This is a genomic window from Paenarthrobacter sp. RAF54_2 (genome assembly GCF_052113945.1).
Taxonomy (GTDB): Bacteria; Actinomycetota; Actinomycetes; order Actinomycetales; family Micrococcaceae; genus Arthrobacter.
The window spans coordinates 36,574-55,259 of record NZ_JBFRDV010000002.1 but is presented as its reverse complement, the minus strand read 5'-3'; the positions used below and the strand labels follow the sequence as shown (position 1 = coordinate 55,259).

At 62.6% G+C, this 18,686-nt stretch carries 16 protein-coding genes; 10 read left to right on the top strand and 6 right to left on the bottom strand.

The genetic code is table 11. The annotated features are described in order from the left end of the window. Position 1: 1 nt before the first annotated feature. The 4 genes from AB4Y87_RS01660 to purU all read right to left on the bottom strand — a co-directional run bounded on the left by AB4Y87_RS01660 (position 2) and on the right by purU (position 5,117). A complete protein-coding gene (locus AB4Y87_RS01660; RefSeq protein WP_442002761.1) occupies positions 2-892 on the bottom strand; it encodes a bifunctional 5,10-methylenetetrahydrofolate dehydrogenase/5,10-methenyltetrahydrofolate cyclohydrolase in 891 nt (296 codons plus the stop codon). Further along, positions 889-1,515: a cyclodeaminase/cyclohydrolase family protein gene (locus tag AB4Y87_RS01655; RefSeq protein ID WP_442002760.1), complete on the bottom strand. Its 627-nt coding sequence runs from the start codon at positions 1,513-1,515 to the stop codon at positions 889-891. Before AB4Y87_RS01655 ends, AB4Y87_RS01660 begins: the two co-directional genes overlap by 4 nt. 144 nt (positions 1,516-1,659) lie before the next feature. Then, positions 1,660-4,152 (bottom strand): GcvT family protein, encoded by a 2,493-nt coding sequence (locus AB4Y87_RS01650; RefSeq protein WP_442002759.1) that lies wholly within the window; start codon positions 4,150-4,152, stop codon positions 1,660-1,662. 50 nt (positions 4,153-4,202) lie between these two features. Then, a complete protein-coding gene (gene purU, locus AB4Y87_RS01645) occupies positions 4,203-5,117 on the bottom strand; it encodes a formyltetrahydrofolate deformylase (protein ID WP_442002758.1) in 915 nt (304 codons plus the stop codon). Between the two features lie 120 nt (positions 5,118-5,237). On the opposite strand from purU, the gene AB4Y87_RS01640 reads away from it, so the two are divergent. The 4 genes from AB4Y87_RS01640 to AB4Y87_RS01625 all read left to right on the top strand — a co-directional run bounded on the left by AB4Y87_RS01640 (position 5,238) and on the right by AB4Y87_RS01625 (position 8,773). Continuing rightward, positions 5,238-5,918, top strand: coding sequence for a GntR family transcriptional regulator (locus AB4Y87_RS01640; RefSeq protein WP_442002757.1), 681 nt, complete (start codon positions 5,238-5,240; stop codon positions 5,916-5,918). 162 nt (positions 5,919-6,080) lie between these two features. Next, complete coding sequence (gene pdxS / locus AB4Y87_RS01635; RefSeq protein ID WP_442002756.1) at positions 6,081-6,995, top strand: pyridoxal 5'-phosphate synthase lyase subunit PdxS; 915 nt, start codon at positions 6,081-6,083, stop codon at positions 6,993-6,995. Between the two features lie 51 nt (positions 6,996-7,046). After that, positions 7,047-8,150, top strand: coding sequence for an S-(hydroxymethyl)mycothiol dehydrogenase (locus AB4Y87_RS01630; protein ID WP_442002755.1), 1,104 nt, complete (start codon positions 7,047-7,049; stop codon positions 8,148-8,150). Beyond that, positions 8,150-8,773, top strand: coding sequence for an MBL fold metallo-hydrolase (locus AB4Y87_RS01625; protein WP_442002754.1), 624 nt, complete (start codon positions 8,150-8,152; stop codon positions 8,771-8,773). Before AB4Y87_RS01630 ends, AB4Y87_RS01625 begins: the two co-directional genes overlap by 1 nt. A 24-nt stretch (positions 8,774-8,797) precedes the next feature. On the opposite strand, the gene AB4Y87_RS01620 is transcribed toward AB4Y87_RS01625, so the two are convergent. Then, positions 8,798-10,090 (bottom strand): LuxR C-terminal-related transcriptional regulator, encoded by a 1,293-nt coding sequence (locus AB4Y87_RS01620; RefSeq protein WP_442002753.1) that lies wholly within the window; start codon positions 10,088-10,090, stop codon positions 8,798-8,800. Positions 10,091-10,248: 158 nt separating this feature from the next. Here AB4Y87_RS01620 and hxlB point away from each other — a divergent pair, with 158 nt between their 5' ends. Further along, positions 10,249-10,839 (top strand): 6-phospho-3-hexuloisomerase, encoded by a 591-nt coding sequence (gene hxlB / locus AB4Y87_RS01615; RefSeq protein WP_442002752.1) that lies wholly within the window; start codon positions 10,249-10,251, stop codon positions 10,837-10,839. An 82-nt stretch (positions 10,840-10,921) separates the two neighbouring features. Then, positions 10,922-11,545: a 3-hexulose-6-phosphate synthase gene (gene hxlA / locus AB4Y87_RS01610; RefSeq protein ID WP_442002751.1), complete on the top strand. Its 624-nt coding sequence runs from the start codon at positions 10,922-10,924 to the stop codon at positions 11,543-11,545. Between the two features lie 110 nt (positions 11,546-11,655). Here hxlA and AB4Y87_RS01605 read toward each other — a convergent pair whose 3' ends face one another. Further along, entirely contained in the window at positions 11,656-13,809 is a 2,154-nt protein-coding gene (locus AB4Y87_RS01605; protein ID WP_442002750.1) for an amylo-alpha-1,6-glucosidase, read from the bottom strand. Positions 13,810-14,097: 288 nt separating this feature from the next. On the opposite strand from AB4Y87_RS01605, the gene AB4Y87_RS01600 reads away from it, so the two are divergent. The 4 genes from AB4Y87_RS01600 to AB4Y87_RS01585 all read left to right on the top strand — a co-directional run bounded on the left by AB4Y87_RS01600 (position 14,098) and on the right by AB4Y87_RS01585 (position 18,640). Further along, complete coding sequence (locus AB4Y87_RS01600) at positions 14,098-14,439, top strand: hypothetical protein (RefSeq protein ID WP_442002749.1); 342 nt, start codon at positions 14,098-14,100, stop codon at positions 14,437-14,439. A 92-nt stretch (positions 14,440-14,531) separates the two neighbouring features. Beyond that, the gene (locus tag AB4Y87_RS01595) at positions 14,532-15,902 is read left to right on the top strand and encodes a cryptochrome/photolyase family protein (protein ID WP_442002748.1); all 1,371 of its coding nucleotides are present in this window, start codon (positions 14,532-14,534) and stop codon (positions 15,900-15,902) included. 168 nt (positions 15,903-16,070) lie between these two features. Further along, entirely contained in the window at positions 16,071-17,570 is a 1,500-nt protein-coding gene (locus tag AB4Y87_RS01590) for a CoA-acylating methylmalonate-semialdehyde dehydrogenase (RefSeq protein WP_442002968.1), read from the top strand. After that, positions 17,570-18,640 carry an enoyl-CoA hydratase/isomerase family protein gene (locus AB4Y87_RS01585; protein ID WP_442002747.1) on the top strand — a complete coding sequence of 357 codons (1,071 nt, stop codon included), beginning with the start codon at positions 17,570-17,572 and terminating at the stop codon, positions 18,638-18,640. Before AB4Y87_RS01590 ends, AB4Y87_RS01585 begins: the two co-directional genes overlap by 1 nt. Positions 18,641-18,686: the final 46 nt, after the last annotated feature.

Sequence of the window (18,686 nt, the reverse complement as noted above, 5' to 3'; positions counted from 1 at the left end):
GCTAGCCAGCGGTTCCCGAAACCAAGGCCGGCTTCTCCAGAAGCCGTGCTTGTGCGCGGGCCGCTTCAGCGGTGTGGAGGAGCAGCAACGCCGTGGTGACTGAACCCACCCCGCCGGGCACCGGCGTCAAGGCAGCCGCCACTCCGGTGACACTGGCCTCGTCCACGTCTCCCACCAGGGAACCGTCGGGAAGGACGTTCGTACCGACGTCGATCACTACAGACGCCGACGAAACGTGGCTGCCCGTCAGCAGTCCGGTCCGCCCCGCGGCAACAACCACGACGTCGGCGGGCCGGGTATAGCGCTCAAGCGCCCCTGATTTGGAGTGGCAGATGGTGACCGTGGCGTCCTTTTCGAGCAGCAGCATGGACAGCGGCTTTCCCACCACGGCGGAACGCCCGACGACGGCGACGTTGCGTCCGGCGAGCGGAACCTGGAAATGCTCAAGGAGTTCCACCACGGCCTGTGCGGTTGCAGGGGCGAATGCGGGCTGGCCCACACCGAGGCGGCCAAGGCTGAGCGGGTTGGCGCCGTCAATGTCCTTTTCCGGAGCGATAAGCCCCACAAGCCCGTCCGTTCGAACGCCCACGGGCAGCGGAGTTTGAAGAATAATGCCGTTGACGGAAGGCTCGGCACTGAGGTCTTTCAACACACTCGCCAGTACCTGTTCCGTGGCATCATGCCCAAGGTCCAGGATCCGGCAGCCTATTCCGGCGCGCTCCGCGGCGCGCTCAATGGACCGAACGTACCAGTGCGTGGACTCGTCGTCGGTTGCCACCACCACGGCCAAGGAGGGCCGCTGGCCCTCATATTCAAGGAGACGGGCCTCATCCTGGGCACGCTGTTGGATGAGGGCGGCCAGCCCCTTTCCGGAAAGCACTTCAGTACTCACGCGAGGATCCTTTCGCGGACGCGCTTGACGAGGGAATCGGCCGCGAGGACCACCTTCTCCTCAAGGCCGTCGGTCTGTTCTGCCAAGCGCGAGCGGGCGTCACCATCTTTAATGGCCACTACGTTGATGTCGATGTTGACGCGTGCAGTTGTGGCGGCGGCGCGGGCAGCATCGGCCGCTGCCGCGACGTCGCTGATGACGTTGGGGTTGGCCATGTCAAAGAGTTCCGTGGCGAGTTCCACCACCTCACCGGCAAGCTTGATCAGCTGAGCAGGTGTGTGGGCTGCCTGGACCAGGGCGTCCTGGATGCCGGCAGCGCGCCTGGCTTTGAGTTCCTCGGTTCCGGACGGGAGTTTGTACGAATCAATAACTCGTTGGAAGGCGTGCTCATCGGCGTCCGCTAGGCGCAGCGCTTCGACAATCAGATGGTCCGCGGCGCTGGTGATGCGGGCAACGGGTTCTGCGTGCTGCGCATACTTTTCACCCGTGGTGTACCTGGCCACCATGGCCACCAAGGCGGCGCCCTGGGCAGCGTGAAGGGCGGCTGCTGCACCTCCGCCGGGAGTGGGCTGCCGTGAAGCGAGCCGGGCGAGGTAGTCGTTGATGGTTTCTGAACTGATCATGTGTCTTCCTGGGCTGGTTGACGAAGTAGGGCTGGGGTGACGAAGCAAGGCCGGGCTGAGGTTGAACGGAGTAAGACAGCGGCCCGGACCCCGTTGCGAGGGGATGAGTCCGGGCCGCTGGCCAACTGAAGCGTCCGTCAGGCCTTAGCCGCGGAGCCTGCTCATGGTGGGGTCGTACAGCGGGTCCTGGGTGACCGTCGCCTGGATTCGGCGCCCGAAGTATTCGATCTCCACGGAATCACCAATCGAAACAGCGGCAGGAAGGTAGGCGTACGCAATGGGCTTCTTCACCGAGTAGCCGTAAGCGGCGCTGGTGACGTAGCCAACTGCCTGGTCCTTGTAGAACACAGGTTCCTTGCCCAGCACCAGGCTGCGACCGTCGTCGACCGTCAAGCAGCGCAAGCGACGCGCGGAGCTTTCCTCAGTGCGTCCCTCAAGGGCGGCTTTGCCGACGAAGTTTTCCTTGGTCATCTTTACGGCGAAACCGAGGCCTGCTTCGAAGGGGTCGTGCTCCGTGGTCATATCGGTGCCCCAGGAGCGGTAGCCCTTTTCCAGACGCAGCGAGCTGAAGGCGGCGCGCCCGGCAGCGATGACGCCGAACGGCTGGCCGGCCTTCCACAGCGCATCCCACAAACGCTGTCCATTGTCGGCGCTCGTGTAGAGCTCCCAGCCGAGTTCGCCCACGTAGGACAGTCGCATTGCGGTGACGGTGACGCCGCCGATGGTGACCTTCTTGGAACGGAAGTACTTCAGGCCGTCGTTGGAGAAGTCGTCGCTGCTGACCGTGCTGATGAGGTCACGGGCAAGCGGACCCCACAAGCCGATGCAGCAGGTGCCACCGGTGGTGTCGCGGACCTGCACCCAGTCGCTGGCCGTACCGTTTTCGGTCTGGTGGCGGGCGGCACGCTCGAAGTACGCAGTGTCGATGTTGCCGTTGGCACCCAGCTGGAACGTGTCCTCGCTGAGGCGTGCAACGGTAATGTCGCTTCGGATTCCACCAGCGTGGTCCAGCAGGAGGGTGTAAGTTACGGCGCCCGGCTTCTTGGCCAGGTCTCCGGTGGTGAGTTCCTGCAGCAGTTTCAGGGCGCCCGGGCCGCTGACTTCAAGGCGCTTGAGCGGCGTCATGTCGTACATCGCCACGGCCGTACGCGTCTTCCAGGCCTCGGCCGCAGCAATTGGTGAGCTGAACATGCCGGACCAGGCGTCGCGTGCCGGCGGCTGCCACTCGTCCGGCATTTCCTTCAGCAGTTCCGCGTTGGCTTCGAACCAGTAGGGACGTTCCCATCCTGCGCCTTCCAGGAAGTAGCCTCCCAGCTGCTTGTGGCGGGCGTGGAACGGGCTGACGCGAAGGTTGCGCGGGGAGAGCTTGGGCTGGAGCGGGTGCAGGACATCGTAGATTTCCACGAAGTTCTGCTGGGACGTTTCGCTGACGTATTCAGGCGTCAGCTGGACCTCTTCGAAGCGGTGGATGTCGCAGTCGCCCAGATCAATTTCGGACTTGCCAGTGGTCAGGAGTTCGGCAACGGCGCGGGCGATGCCGGCAGAGTGGGTGACCCACACGGCTTCGGCCACGAAGAACCCGTCCACTTCCTTGGATTCGCCTACCAGCGAGCCGCCGTCAGGGGTGAAGGAGAAGATGCCGTTGAAGCCATCCTCGATTTCGCTTTCCCGCAGTGCCGGCAGGATCTGCTTGGTTGCTTCCCACGCGGGAAGGAAGTCCTCAAGGGTGAAGTCCAGGCGCGAGGGCATGTTGTGTTCGCTGATGCTGCTGGGCTCGTAGCTGCCCAGCTCATCAAGATCCACGGGCATGGGGCGGTGTGCGTAGGAGCCAATACCGTAGCGCTCGCCGTGCTCGCGGTAGTAGAGGTCCTGGTCCTGGTGGCGCAGGATCGGCAGCTGGGCGCCGTTGGGCAGTTCGTTCTTGCCCTTCTGGGCGGGAACCGGGGTGGTCTTCACGTACTGGTGCGCCAGGGGAAGGAGCGGAACGGACATCCCGATCAACTCGCCCACCTTGGCGCCCCAGAAGCCGGCGCAGGAAACTACGATGTCCGCGGGGATCACGCCTTCGGCGGTCTCGACGCCGGTCACGCGGCGGTTTGACTGCTCGATTCCGGTCACCTCAGTGTTGCCGATGTACTTCACGCCGGCGGCTTCGGTGCGCTTGATGAGCAACTGCACGGCGCGGGCTGCAAGTGCCAGGCCATCGGTGGGGACGTGGAGGCCACCAAGGATGTCTTCCTCGTTGATCAGGGGGTAGAGCTCCTTGCATTCCTCGCGGGAGAGGATCTTGCCGTCGATGCCCCACGACTGCGCGTAGCCGAGCTTGCGCTTGAGGTCAGCCAGGCGGGTCTCGGTAGTGGCAACTTCAAGGCCGCCCACCTGGTTGAAGCAGCTCTGGCCATCTTCGGTGAGGGAGAGCAGCTTTTCCACGGTGTACTTGGCAAACAGTGCCATGGACTTGGAAGGGTTTGTCTGGAAGACCAGGCCCGGTGCGTGGGACGTGGATCCTCCGGGCATGTTCAGCGGCCCCTGATCCAGGACGGTGATGTTGTTCCAACCGCGGGTGACCAGTTCGTCGGCGAGGTTGGTGCCGACAATCCCAGCGCCGATGATGACAATGCGAGGCGTCGATGTCATGAAAGTTTCTCCTGCTGAAGTTCGTGTGTGTGGACGGTGGGGAGGGTGGCTTACCGGAAGACGACTGTGCTGGTTTGATCCAGCAGCACGCGGTGTTCGCAGTGCCAGCGGACTGCCCTGGACAGTGCCAGGGCTTCGGCATCCTGGCCCACTGTTGACAGGGCGTTGGGGCCGTAGCTGTGGTCCACGCGGATGACTTCCTGCTCGATGATCGGGCCCTCGTCGAGGTCTGCGGTGACGTAGTGCGCGGTTGCTCCAACGAGCTTCACGCCGCGGTCATAGGCCTGGTGGTAGGGGCGGGCCCCCTTGAATCCAGGGAGGAACGAGTGGTGGATGTTGATGGCCCGGCCCTCAAGGGAGCGGCACAGGTTGTCCGAGAGTACCTGCATGTAGCGGGCGAGCACCACCAGGTCAGCCTTGTATTCATCCACGAGGTCCAAGAGCTTTTGCTCCGCCTCGGCCTTGGTGTCTGGGGTGACCGGGATGTGGATGAAGGGCAGTCCCGCTGCCTCGGCCATGGCGCGGTGGGTCTCGTGGTTGGAAACGACAGCTACGAGGTCTCCGCCCAGGCTGCCGCCGCGCCAGCGGAAGATGAGATCGTTGAGGCAGTGTCCAAACTTGGACACCATGACCAGCACGCGCTTCTTGGTCTGGTCATGGAAGCTGAATTTCATGTCGAAGCGGTCAGCGATTGCACTGAACTCTTCCTCCAGCCGGTCCGCCGAGTATTCGGGGGAGCCGGAAAAGGCGGTGCGAAGGTGCAGCGTCTGGCGGATGCCGTCGTCGAACTGCTGGTGTTCGTCAATGTTGAAGCCGCGCTCAAACAGGAAGGTTGTGACCGCCTGCACGATTCCGGCGCGTTCGACGCACGACAATGTGAGTACGAACTTCTGTGCTTGCTCGTCATTGAGCGCTGCTGGCTGGGGCAAGGTGCTTGTTGGTGAGTCTGTCGCCACGAGGGTCATGTCTCCTCCTTTAGATATATTCTTGGGTCCCGTACTGATATATTAGGATTCGGAATCAGCGTATACTGGTCTCAAGGACAGGTCAATAGGTTTTCGGGAACTGCGGAAAGGGCTGGCACTGTGGCATTTGGAACTCTGGCGATCTCGGACGACACCAGCAGGAAATCCTTGGCCGATGTCGCGTATGAGCGTTTGCGCGACCGGCTCCTCATGCTGGAGATCAAACCCGGGGACCTCCTCAATGATGACCAACTGGCGAAGGACCTCGGAATCGGCCGCACTCCGGTGCGCGAAGCGCTGAAGCGGCTGGAACTGGACCGCTTGGTGGTCACCTATCCGCGCCGCGGAACATTTGCCACCCGCGTTGACGTGACGGACCTGGCCTTTATTTCAGAGATCCGCACGCAACTGGAGCCACTGGCCGCAGCACGTGCGGCACGGGTGGCTTCTGCGGCTACCAGAGAGCACCTGCGGGACGTCATGAAGGCCGTGGAGGCCTTCGACGTGGCCGGCGCCTCGGTTGTGGAGACTCTGCGCCTGGATGCCAGCGTCCATCAGGGCATCTATGCGGCCGCGGCAAATCCTCATCTCGAGGACGTCCTGATCCGCTATGACAACCTGGCCACCCGAATCTGGTGCATGGTCCTGGATCGACTGCCGGACCTTGAGCATCACGTGCGCGAACATCTGGACCTCCTGCGCGCGGTCATTGACGGTGATGAGGAAAAAGCGGCGGAGTTGGCAAAGGCCCACGTCACAGGCTTTGAGCACGCCGTCCGCACGGCCCTCTTCGCCGCGTAGTAATTGCCTCGCGGGATTTCCCGGATTGACTCCCCGCTTCGGCGATTGCATACTGAAACTAACTAATATATCACCCGGATATCAGTCTCCTGGCTCTTCGCCCAGCGTGCAGTACCGGGCGCTTGTGATGAAATCGCAGGCTTCAGTCCCTTGGAGTATCACGTGACCTTTACACCACGCCCTTTCGAACACATCACGCTTACTGGCTCCGGCCGTGTTAAGCGGGGCATGGCGGAGATGCTCAAGGGCGGCGTCATCATGGACGTCGTCAACGTCGAGCAGGCCCGCATCGCCGAGGATGCCGGTGCCGTCGCCGTCATGGCACTCGAGCGCGTACCCGCCGATATCCGCGCCCAGGGTGGCGTGTCCCGCATGTCCGATCCTGACATGATCGATCAGATCATCGCTGCCGTGTCCATCCCGGTCATGGCCAAGGCCCGCATCGGCCACTTCGTCGAAGCCCAGGTCCTGCAGTCCCTCGGCGTGGACTACATCGACGAGTCCGAGGTCCTGACCCCGGCCGACTACGTGAACCACATCGACAAATGGAACTTCACCGTTCCCTTCGTCTGTGGCGCCACCAACCTTGGTGAGGCCCTGCGCCGCATCAACGAAGGCGCGGCGATGATCCGTTCCAAAGGCGAAGCAGGCACCGGCGATGTTTCCAACGCCACCGGCCACATGCGCAAGATCCGTTCCGAGATCGCCAAGCTCGCAGCACTTCCCGAAGACGAGCTGTATGTCGCAGCCAAGGAACTGCAGGCCCCGTACGAGCTGGTCAAGGAAATCGCCGCCACGGGCAAGCTCCCGGTGGTCCTGTTCACCGCCGGTGGCATCGCCACCCCGGCTGACGCTGCGATGATGATGCAGCTCGGCGCTGATGGCGTCTTCGTCGGTTCGGGGATCTTCAAGTCCGGCAACCCCGCAGAGCGCGCTGCCGCCGTCGTGAAGGCAACCGTCTATTACGATGATCCCGATGTCATCGCCAAGGTCTCCCGCGGCCTGGGCGAAGCCATGGTCGGCATCAACGTCGATGAAATCCCGCAGCCCCACCGCCTCGCCGAGCGCGGCTGGTAAGTTTCGTAGGACGGCCACCGTTCCGTTTTGCGACTGAGAAAGGAACCGATAGTGGTTCACAAAGTAAAAGCTGTCATCGCCAAGGAAAAGAACGCTCCGGTCACTTTGGAAACCATCCTTGTGCCGGATCCAGGGCCGGGTGAGGCGTTGGTGGATATCCTCACCTGCGGTGTGTGCCACACCGATCTGCACTACCAGCAGGGCGGCATCTCGGACGATTTCCCGTTCCTTCTCGGCCACGAAGCCACAGGCGTGGTCAGCGCGGTAGGCCCGGATGTCACGGACGTCGCCCCCGGCGACAGGGTCATCCTGAACTGGCGTGCGGTGTGCGGTCAATGTCGTGCCTGCGCCAAGGGCCAGCCGCAATACTGCTTCAACACCCACAACGCCACCCAGAAGATGACGCTGGAAGATGGCACTGAGCTTTCGCCGGCACTGGGAATCGGCGCCTTCGCCGAGAAGACCCTCGTGGCTGCGGGTCAATGCACCAAGGTAGATGATTCGGTGGATCCCGCCGCAGTAGGTTTGCTGGGATGCGGCGTGATGGCGGGCATCGGTGCGGCCATCAATACCGGTGAGGTCAAGCGCGGCGAGTCCGTGGCCGTCATCGGGTGCGGCGGCGTCGGCATTGCCGCGATTGCCGGTGCCAAGCTGGCCGGTGCCACCACCATCATTGCCGTGGACATCGATGCCAATAAGGTGGACATGGCCAAGTCCCTGGGAGCCACCCACGGAGTGAACTCCAGCCTCGAGGATCCGGTAGAAGCTATCCGGGCCCTGACGGGAGGCAACGGCGCAGACCTGGTGATTGACGCCGTCGGACGTCCCGAAACGTACAAGCAGGCTTTCTATGCCCGCGACCTTGCAGGCCGCGTCGTCCTGGTTGGCGTTCCTTCGCCCACCGCCACTCTCGAGTTGCCGCTGCTGGATGTCTTCGGCCGCGGCGGTTCCCTGAAGTCCTCCTGGTACGGCGACTGCCTGCCTTCCCGCGACTTCCCCATGCTGGTGGAGCACTACAAACAAGGCAACCTGAACCTGGATGCCTTCGTGACCGAACGCATCACCATCGACCAGGTGGAGGAAGCTTTTGCCCGGATGCAGGAGGGCAAAGTCCTTCGCTCCGTAGTGGAAATCGAACCGGCGGTGGCGCTCTGATGGCCGTCACCGTACAGAACCGGGTCACCTCCGGTACGTTTTCGCTCGACGGCGGCACCTGGGACGTGGACAACAACGTCTGGATCGTTGGGGATGAGCAGGAATGCGTCATCATCGATGCCCCGCACGATGCCCAGGCCATCATCGAGCAGGTGCAGGGCCGCAAGGTCCTGGCCATCCTGCTGACGCACGCCCACAACGATCACATTGGGGCCGTGCGGGAAGTTGCTGACGCCGTTCAAGCACCCATCTACCTGCATGCCGAGGACCTGGTGTTGTGGGAGCAGGTCTATCCGGACACCACACCGGACAAGTACCTCAGCGACGGCGACGTTTTCACCGTTGCGGGAGCCCAATTGCGGGCCATCCACACGCCCGGCCACTCACCGGGGTCCACCTGCTTCCTGCTGGAAGAGCAGGACACGGTGTTCACCGGAGACACCCTGTTCAACGGTGGTCCGGGAGCAACCGGGCGGTCTTACAGCGATTACCCCACCATCCTGGCATCCATCCGGGAACGGCTCCTGACCCTGCCCGCCCACACTGTGGTGCGCACCGGGCATGGGGACAACACCACCATCGGAGCCGAGCGCGAGACGCTGGCCCTGATAGAGAAGAACTAAGCGTAAGGCAGGACTATCGTTCGGCTACCGGAGTCCCGCACTGTGCGCCAAAGCGATGGCCTCAGTGCGGGACCGGACGTCGAGCTTCCGGAAGAGGTTCCGGATATGAAATTTCACAGTATTTTCGCTGACGTTGAGTTCAGCTGCGATGGCCCGGTTACGTTGGCCGGCCGCCAGTAATTGAAGGACTTCCAGCTCCCTCGCCGCAAGGCCCCACGCCGCGACATCCCCTGCCGGCGCTGATGGTGGATCCAGCGGCAAAACCACCGAGATGTCGGCTCCCCAGCCCTGCATAACGTCCAGGCTCATCCGGCCGTTAACGGCCTGCACGCGTTGGCGCAAGCGTTCGATGTTCGGGGCTTCGGGGGATAGCTCGCCCCTGCCATCGTCGCGGACATTGATGAGCAGGTTCTCGCCATCGCAGTCCCACTGTGCCCGGACACGATGGACATCAGGTTGCTCGGCGATGGCCAGGACCAGGCCTCGAACCACGGCGCGGGCTGCATGGGCTACTTCTCCCGGCAATGCCCTGCCGTTCGCAGGCGGTTCGATGAACTGGATATCGATGTTGCTGAAGTGCATCAGTGGCCGGAGGTCCTCGCGAAGCCTTTCGAACGCCGTGCTGACTGGTTCCTCCACAAGATCGCTGGTGCGGTCGTTCAAGGTTCGCAGGCTGATCAGGGCCTTGACGGTCATGTCGGTCACGGCCGTCCGGGCTGCGTGGTCGTCCATGGAGTTGGATCTCAAGGCAGCGAGCACAGTTTCCAAGGTGGTGGAGTGCTGATCCACCAACTCGGCAGTTACGCGGATCCGCTCCGCTGATGCGGCGCGGGACTCCAGAAGGTACGACGGCGGCGCGTCAGAGACCTTCTCCTGGATACGGGCGGCTGTGAGCCGCCAAAGGTAGGAGAGGACACGCTCCGCATCTTCTGCCAACCCTTCTGCAGGATCCGTAAGGACCAGGAGGGCGTTGCTCGGCGCATAGCCCAAGGCCAGTACCTCCCGCTCTTTCCCCGCGACAACAGCCCTGCCTCGCCATGGGCCCTCACCGGGAATCGCGGCCCGTACACGGTCCAGTTCCGGGATGGAAACCCTGCTGACAATGCTTTCCTCGCCCGCCTTCTTTTGTGGCCGGCCCGTGCAGTCCTCGGTAAAGATCACCAGGGCGCTGGACTTGATGAAGGGTGCAAGGGCAGTACGCAGGCTCTCTGCAATACGCATAAGGGGTGCCTGCGCGATATCTGCGATGGCGTCCAGAAGCTGCCACGGAAGGGTCCCGGTATCCGGGCGGCGTTTGCTATCGGTCAGCTGGGTCATGGATGCAGCCTAGCCGGAACGTGAGCCAGTGCGCCAACGATAACTACCCAAAAGGGTGGTATGAACTGCTCGTTTTCGGCGTTCCCCCTACCCGAATTAGCCGGAAGACTTGTCTATAGGCCCGAAAGGCTTGAGCACCTATCCACGAAGGAGTGAATGTGAACGTCACCGCAGAAACAGCAACTGCCACGAGCGCGGACGTAGCCGGCAATGTATCCCTGATCCTCGGCGAAGTCGCTGACACTACCTCGGGCATTGACTACGCTCAGTTGGCCCATCTTTCGGACAGGATCAAGGGGGCCGGGCGTGTGTTCCTTGCAGGAGCCGGGCGCAGTGGCCTGGTCCTCAGGATGGCGGCCATGAGGCTGATGCACCTGGGCCTGACTGTCCACGTCGCCGGTGACACCACCACGCCAGCCATCAGTTCCGGAGACCTCCTGGTGGTCGCGTCCGGTTCAGGCACGACGTCCGGTGTGGTCAAAGCTGCCCAAACCGCACTTGAGGCAGGTGCACAGGTTGCTGCGATCACCACCAACGCCTCTTCGCCCTTGGCGGGGCTGGCAGACGCGTTGGTGATTATCCCGGCGGCCCAAAAGACGGACCACGGTTCCAACATTTCGCGCCAGTATTCCGGCAGCCTCTTTGAGCAGGCGCTGTTCCTCGCCACGGAGTCGGTTTTCCAGACCCTCTGGGACGCCGCCGACGAACCCGCTGAACAGCTCTGGCTGCGTCACGCCAACCTCGAATAGGCCTGAGATAGGTGCTCAGTTGAGCAACCTGCTTGGGGCCGATTCCAACTCACCAACAACCCACAAAGAAAGTATGAACACTATGAAACTTCAAGTCGCACTGGACCTCCTCACCACCGAGGCAGCCCTGGAACTGGCCGGCAAAGTAGCCGAGCACGTTGACATCATCGAGCTGGGCACGCCGCTGATCAAGGCAGAGGGCCTCTCCGCAGTAACGGCGATCAAGGAAGCACACCCCACCAAGATCGTCTTCGCCGACATGAAGACCATGGACGCTGGAGAACTCGAAGCCGACATCGCCTTCAAGGCTGGCGCCGACCTCGTCTCAGTGCTCGGAACGGCAGACGACTCCACCATTGCAGGTGCCGTCAAGGCAGCCCAGACCCACAACAAGGGCATCGTGGTGGACCTGATCGGCGTTGCTGACAAGGTTTCCCGTGCAAAGGAAGCCCGCGCTCTCGGGGCCAAGTTCATCGAGTTCCACGCTGGCCTGGACGAGCAAGCCCAGCCTGGCTTCGACCTTCGCGGACTCCTCAACGCCGGTGAAGAAGCCCGCGTACCGTTCTCGGTTGCAGGTGGCGTCAACCTCTCCACCATCCAGGCAGTGCAGCTGGCCGGTGCCGACGTTGCCGTGGCCGGTAGCGCCATCTACAGCGCCCTTGATCCGGAACTGGCTGCCAAGGAACTCAAAGCCGCTATCCAGTAAGGCCTGTTGCTACCTCACTCAACCCGCTGGATGCCGCGGCCCGGAAAGTACCCTTTCAAAGGTACTTTCCGGGCCGCTCGCATTTTTTTTGGGACTCCCTTATTTGAGGCCTACTTTTCCGGGCTCGGAAGGTGCGCCTGTTCCAATAGCTCAGTGAGCCAGGGTCGTTGCGCATGGTGGAACGTCAACCCCTCCGGCAGGCCTTGGACCGAGGGTTTGGAACCGCTGATGTCGATGGTGATTCGGCCGCTTCCCATAGGGGCGTTGCCGATGTGGAGGTCTCCGAAGGACGGCGGCAAAACGGGGTCCAGCCAGACGCCGCCCAACGAAATGTGCGTGTCGTAGCGCATGAGGCCCATGACCAGTTGAATGGGCGTTGTGGCGGCCCATGCTTGGGGTGAGCAGGCAGTTGGATAGGGAACCGGTTCGCTGAACTGTTTCCGGTCGAAGCCGCAGAAGAGTTCCGGGAGCCGGCCACCTGAATACTCGGCGGCTTCCAGTAGGGCTGTGGCAATCCGTTGTGCTTCTTCCACAAAGCCGTACCGCAGCAGCCCTTGGACAATCAACGCATTGTCGTGCGGCCAGACTGAGCCGTTGTGGTAGCTGGCCGGGTTGTAGGCGCCCATGTTGCTGGCCAACGTCCGGATTCCCCATCCACTGAACATTTCCGGGGACATCAGGTGCTCCACCACAGAGGGGGCCTTGTCCTCATCCATCAAGCCAAACCACATGGTGTGGCCCATGTTGGAGGCGCATGCGTCAACAGGCCTCTTGTCGCGGTCCAACGCGACGGCATAATAGCCCTTGTCCGGAAGCCAAAACTCTTCGTTGAACTTTTGTTTGAGGCGATCCGCGCGTTCCTGAAGCTCCGCGGCCAAGGTGAGGTCGCCGGCGTCGTACGCCATCCAGGCCCGCGACGTATAGGCACCGTGCACGTACGCCTGGACTTCGCACAAGGCCAAGGGCGGTTCAGCAAGGGTGCCATCGGCAAAGTTGATGCCGTCCCAGGAATCCTTCCATCCTTGGTTGATGAGCCCGTGCTCGTTGGGCCGCGAATACTCAACAAAGCCATCCCCATCCCGGTCGCCGTAGTCCCGGATCCACTCAAGAGCGCGGTCCGCGTTGGGAAGGAGGGCCGCAATGGTTTCCTTGCCGAAACCCCAGCGGCTGACCGATCCCAGGACAATCACGAACAGCGGGGTGGCATCAACGCTGCCGTAGTAAGCGGACTTTCCGCCGAGAGCGAGGCCGCTGGAAACGTCGAGCCTCACCTCATGCAGGATCTTGCCCGGTTCTTCCTCGCTGACGGGATCCACCACGCTTCCCTGACGATCAGCCAACGTTCGGAGCGTGCCCAAGGCCAGTGACGGGTCAACGGCCAACGCCATTTCGGATGCCCAGAGGGAGTCGCGGCCGAACAACGTCATGAACCATGGGGCGCCGGCGGCCACAACCACCCTGTCCGGATGGTCCGGATCCTGGATCCTGAGGGCACCGAGGTCCTCGTAGCTGCGTCGCAGGGTCCGCTCAATGGACCGATTGCCAATATGCAGGACGGGGATCTTGTCCACCCAATCTTGCCGACGCCGGTCGCTGGGCGACATTTCCCCGCGTGCTGGATGGACGAAGGGTGCCACGACGCCATCTGCGGTTGGCAAAACACTGACCCGAGTGCTCCATTCCCCGAAAGGTGGAATCGTGGTCCTGAAGCCCAATGCCTTTGCTCCCGCACCCGCACCTTCGGCCTGGATGACGACGCTTTTTCGGAAACCCTCCCACTTGCCGCGAATTTCCAGGGTATTGCCCTCAGGAAGCCGGGTTTCGGTCCAGTGACGGGTGATCCTGGCCTCCTTCACTTCAAAGAGGTCCGCGAAGTCAGACTCGACCGTCAGCAGGATCCGGCAATCCGCTGCTTTGGTGGAGTAGTTCCGGACTGTGATCTTCTCCAGGATTCCGGCTCCGACCTCGCGCAGGCGCTCCACCAGCAGCGGACTGTCCGCATATCCATCCGAACGGGGCACCCGGCAGGCAAAGAGCGCCCGGTAAGGTTCCTTGGTCTCCGCGGCCAGTGGCTCGAGTGGTTGTCCGTTGACCGTCAATTCCCATTTGGACAGGATCCGCGTGTCCAAATGGAAGACTCCCTGCGGTAGCTCCGGACGGATGTCTCCGTTGGCAGCGGAAATGCAGAATGATGAGCCTTCCACCAGCGTGACCGTGCCGGAGCCAAGGGGCCCGGCGGCAGTGTCGGCGTTCCATCCAGCCACGTCTGTGCCTCCAATCAGGGCGGAACGATGGCCCGCACAGGCGGTCTTGCTCGGCTTGTCTGGGAGTCGGCTCGGCCGTATGTGTAGACGTATCCGAAGCTACGCCGATGCGGCAGTGGGCACCAGAGGCAAGAAGGTTCGTTTAGCAGGGACGCCACGCCGATGCAATCCAGAGTTCACCTACTTTCCAGTACAGGCGAAGCTCAAGAGGACTATAGTGGGGGAACAGGACACTCGCTGATGCAGCCCGGCGGCCCGTTTTTAACTTCCGCCACCGGAGGCCCCGCAATGACCGACACCCAAATCAGTAGTTTTCTGAGTGACTGTGTGGTGTTTGATGATGACACCGAGGAGGGGCTGGATTTTGACACCCTCTACGGCCTTTACATCAGTTGGTGCGTCCTGGGACGCAAAGTGCCCATTCCTGATTCCGCTTTCAGGACCGCCCTTGAACTTGAAGGATTGCGCGCCAGGAAAGATCATGGCCAGCGCGTCTACCCCGGCCTGAACATGGTGGGCGCCGCAGCCAGGGACTACGTGATGAACAGTGTCCCTGCCTGGACTGAAACCGACAACAGAGTACCCGTGTTAACCCACTTGAGTGAGGACTCGGTTCCTTCCTTGAGGTAACCCCGTTGAGTTCCCGAATTTGAGTACAGCTGATGCCCTTAGGATGCGTTCCTAGGGGCATCAGCCATACACGAGCCCGGAAGTGGGTAATAGTGAAGCCGTCCATCGTCTGGTTCAGGGACGACCTGAGGGTCAGGGACAACCCTGCCTTGCGTGCCGCCGTCGATGATGGCGCGGCGGTGGCCCTCTACGTCCTGGACGAAGAATCGCCCGGTATTCGCGCCCACGGCGGTGCCGCCCGCTGGTGGCTGCACCACTCGTTGGTGGCGTTGCGGGACGATCTCGCGGCGCTCGGAATACCGCTGCTGCTGCGTCGGGGACCGGCCGCCCCCCATGTTCAGGAAACCGCGACGGCGATCGGCGCCGGCGCGCTGTTCTGGAACCGCCGGTACGGGCTGGCAGAGCGCACGGTCGACGCCGGGATCAAGGCGTGCGCTCGTGATGCCGGTATTCATGTGGAGAGTTTTCAGGCGTCCCTGCTGCATGAGCCGTGGGAAGTCACCACCAAGACGGGCGGCCAGTACAAGGTTTTCACCCCGTTCTGGCGGACTGTTTCAGCCCAGGACTTCCGGGACCCGTTGGCTGTGCCGGACGAAGGGCGAGGCTACGCTGGCCAACTCCCGGCGTACGATTCGCTGGAGTCATGGCACCTGCTGCCCACCACGCCGGACTGGTCCGCAGGGTTGCGGGAGGCGTGGACGCCAGGATCGACTGCCGGACACCAACGGCTCAAGCAGTTCGTGACGGATGGACTCACCAATTACGACGAAGGCCGAAATCGCCCGGATATCGATGGCAGCAGTTGCCTCTCGCCTTATTTGCGGTGGGGTGAGCTCAGCCCGTTTGAGGTTTGGCAGGCGCTGGCTACCAGCAGATCGGCAAGCACAAGTATTTTCGCTTCCGAACTCGGCTGGCGCGAATTCTGTTGGCACCAGTACTTCCACAACGCGGATCTCGCCACAGCGAACCTGCGCAAGGAGTTTGACCGCTTCCCCTGGGCGTGGCCGGATAGTGATGGTCATGAGTCTGCAGCCGGGGAGCTCCGCGCCTGGCAGAGGGGCCGGACCGGGTTTCCCTTCGTCGACGCCGGGCAGCGACAACTCTGGCAGACGGGGTGGATTCACAATCGGGTGAGGATGGTCGCGGCGAGCTTCCTGGTGAAAAACCTTGGCATCCACTGGCAACTCGGCGAGCAGTGGTTCTGGGACACCCTGGTGGACGCTGACCCGGCCTCAAACCCTGCCAACTGGCAGTGGGTAGCGGGTTCAGGGGCGGACGCTTCCCCGTTCTTCCGGATCTTCAATCCAGAAGCCCAACGCATCAAATTCGATCCCCACGGCAAGTACACAGCGCGCTGGATCCAGGAGTTCGGCACGCCGGATTACCCGGAGGAAATCGTGGATCTCAAGACCACCCGGCAGGATGCCCTGGACGCCTACAGGGGACTCAAAGAGGTTCACTAGCTAGTGCCCCGTGTTGAATAGGGCCGGAAAAACCTCCTCTGGAAATTAGTAGGAAGTCCGAGTATATTCGGTTCAGAGATGACCTGGCTCACAGTCGCTGAGGCGTTCCTGCCGACTACTGGAACCAGCCGTACGGCAGTCATTCACGATGCAAAGGAGCATTCCACCATGGTGCGCGAGCTTTCACACTACGTAGACGGCCAGAGGATCGACGGCACGTCCGGTCGGTTCAGCGATGTCTACGATCCCTGCACGGGCGAAGTGCAGGCACGGCTTCCGCTGGCCAGCGCGGACGAGGTCCGCAACGCGATTGCAAATGCCGAAAAGGGCCAGCTCGAATGGGCGGCAATGAACCCACAGCGCAGGGGACGCATCCTGCTCAAGTTCGTGGACCTGGTCAACGAGAACATGGACGAGCTCGCCAAGCTCCTCTCGTCCGAACACGGCAAAACGTTTGCCGATGCCAAGGGAGACATCCAGCGCGGCATAGAGGTAGTCGAATTCTCCGCAGGGGCGCCGCACCTGCTCAAGGGTGAGTTCTCGGACAACGCGGGGCAGGGCATTGACGTGCACTCCCTGCGCCAACCGCTGGGCGTGGTCGCGGGCATTACGCCGTTCAACTTCCCGGCCATGATCCCCCTCTGGAAGTCTGGGCCAGCGCTCGCAGCCGGCAACGCCTTCATCCTCAAGCCCTCCGAACGGGATCCCTCTGTTCCGCTGCGGCTCGCCGAGTTGTACAGCGAAGCCGGCGTTCCCAACGGCGTCTTCAACGTGATCAACGGTGACAAGGAAGCCGTTGACGCCCTGCTTGAGGATCCGCGCGTCAAGGCCATTGGCTTCGTTGGTTCCACACCGATCGCCCAGTACATCTACGCCACGGCGGCGGCGCACGGGAAGCGCGCCCAGTGCTTCGGCGGGGCGAAGAACCACATGGTGATCATGCCCGACGCCGATCTGGACATGGCTGCCGACGCCCTGATTGGTGCCGGCTACGGTTCCGCAGGCGAACGTTGCATGGCGATCTCCGTTGCAGTCCCGGTGGGCCAGGAAACAGCAGATGCCTTGGTGGCCAAGCTGACCGAGCGCGTCAAGGACCTCAAGGTTGGGCACAGCCTGGACAAGGACGCTGACTTTGGTCCCGTCGTTGCTGCTTCCGCCAAGGAACGGATCGAAGGCTACATCCAGTCCGGCGTTGACGAAGGCGCAACCCTTGTCACCGACGGCCGCGGGCTCACCGTGGAAGGCTACGACGGCGGCTTCTGGGTTGGCCCTACACTCTTCGACAACGTCACGAAGGACATGAAGATCTACAAGGAAGAGATCTTCGGCCCGGTCCTCAGCGTGCTGCGCGCGGCTGACTATGACGAAGCGCTTAGGCTCTGCAGCGAGCACGAGTTTGGCAACGGCGTCGCAATTTTCACCCGCGACGGCGACTCCGCCCGCGACTTCGCCAGCCGAGTAGAGGTAGGCATGGTCGGCATCAACGTGCCCATCCCAGTGCCGATCGCTTACTACACGTTCGGCGGCTGGAAAGCCTCGGGCTTCGGCGACCTCAACCAGCACGGCGCCGACGCCTTCCGCTTCTACACCAAGACCAAGACCGTGACATCGCGGTGGCCCTCCGGCATTCGACAGGGCGCCAGCTTCATCATGCCGGCAGGCAGCTGATGGGGGCTTTGGACACAGAAGACGTTCTTTTCCAGCGCCGCGGCCACCTTGGCATCGTGACGCTCAACCGGCCCCAGGCAGTCAACGCCCTCAGCGCGGGAATGGTGAAAGCCATGCTCCAGCAGTTGACTGCCTGGGCTGACGACGACGCCGTGGCAACCGTCCTGGTGCGCGGCGCTGGCGACCGCGGGCTGTGCGCCGGCGGAGACATCGTGGCCATCTATAAGGACATGTTGCAGGGCGGAACGGAAACGGCGGAGTTCTGGGCCGACGAGTACCGGCTCAACTCGCTCATTGCCCGTTACCCCAAGCCCTATGTCGCCTTCATGGACGGGTTGGTGCTGGGCGGCGGCGTGGGGGTTTCGGCGCACGGCTCGGTGCGCATCGTTACTGAGCGGACGCGCACCGGCATGCCTGAGACCACCATTGGGTTCGTGCCCGACGTCGGCGGCACCCTTTTGCTGTCCCGCTCACCCGGGGAGACGGGAACCCATGCGGCCCTGACCGGCGCCCACCTCACGGGGGCAGATGCCCTGTTCCTCGGCCTGGCGGATCACTTTGTGCCGTCAGAAAGCCTGTCCGCACTGGCGGAAGCGTTGGAAAGCTCGACGGCGGAGGACGCCGTCGGGCGCTTTACCCAAGCAGCGCCGGACTCGGTTTTGGCAGCACAGCAGGAGTGGATCAACGCCGCCTATGCGCATGACGACGCGGAGGAGATCGTACGGAGTTTGCGCTCGCTGGGGGATTCTGCGCCCGACGCAGCTTCCGCGGCCGACACCATTGAGACGAAGTCGCCCACTTCCGTGAAGGTCACTTTGGCATCCTTGCGGCGCGTGCGAGGGATGTCGCTGGAGGAAGCGCTGGACCAGGAGTACCGGGTGGGATTGCGCTGCCTGGCCGGGCCCGACTTTCGGGAGGGGATCCGGGCGCAGGTAGTGGACAAGGACCGGAACCCGCAATGGAAGCCCGCCACGCTTGCTGAGGTGCGCGAGCCCGACGTCGAGGGCTACTTTGCATCGCTCGGTGAGCGGGAGTTGGGGCTCGCCGCCTTGGGTGCTGACGCTACGTGACACTCCGCTTGCCCAGCCAGTTTGTTAGCCAGTTGAAGGAGACGAC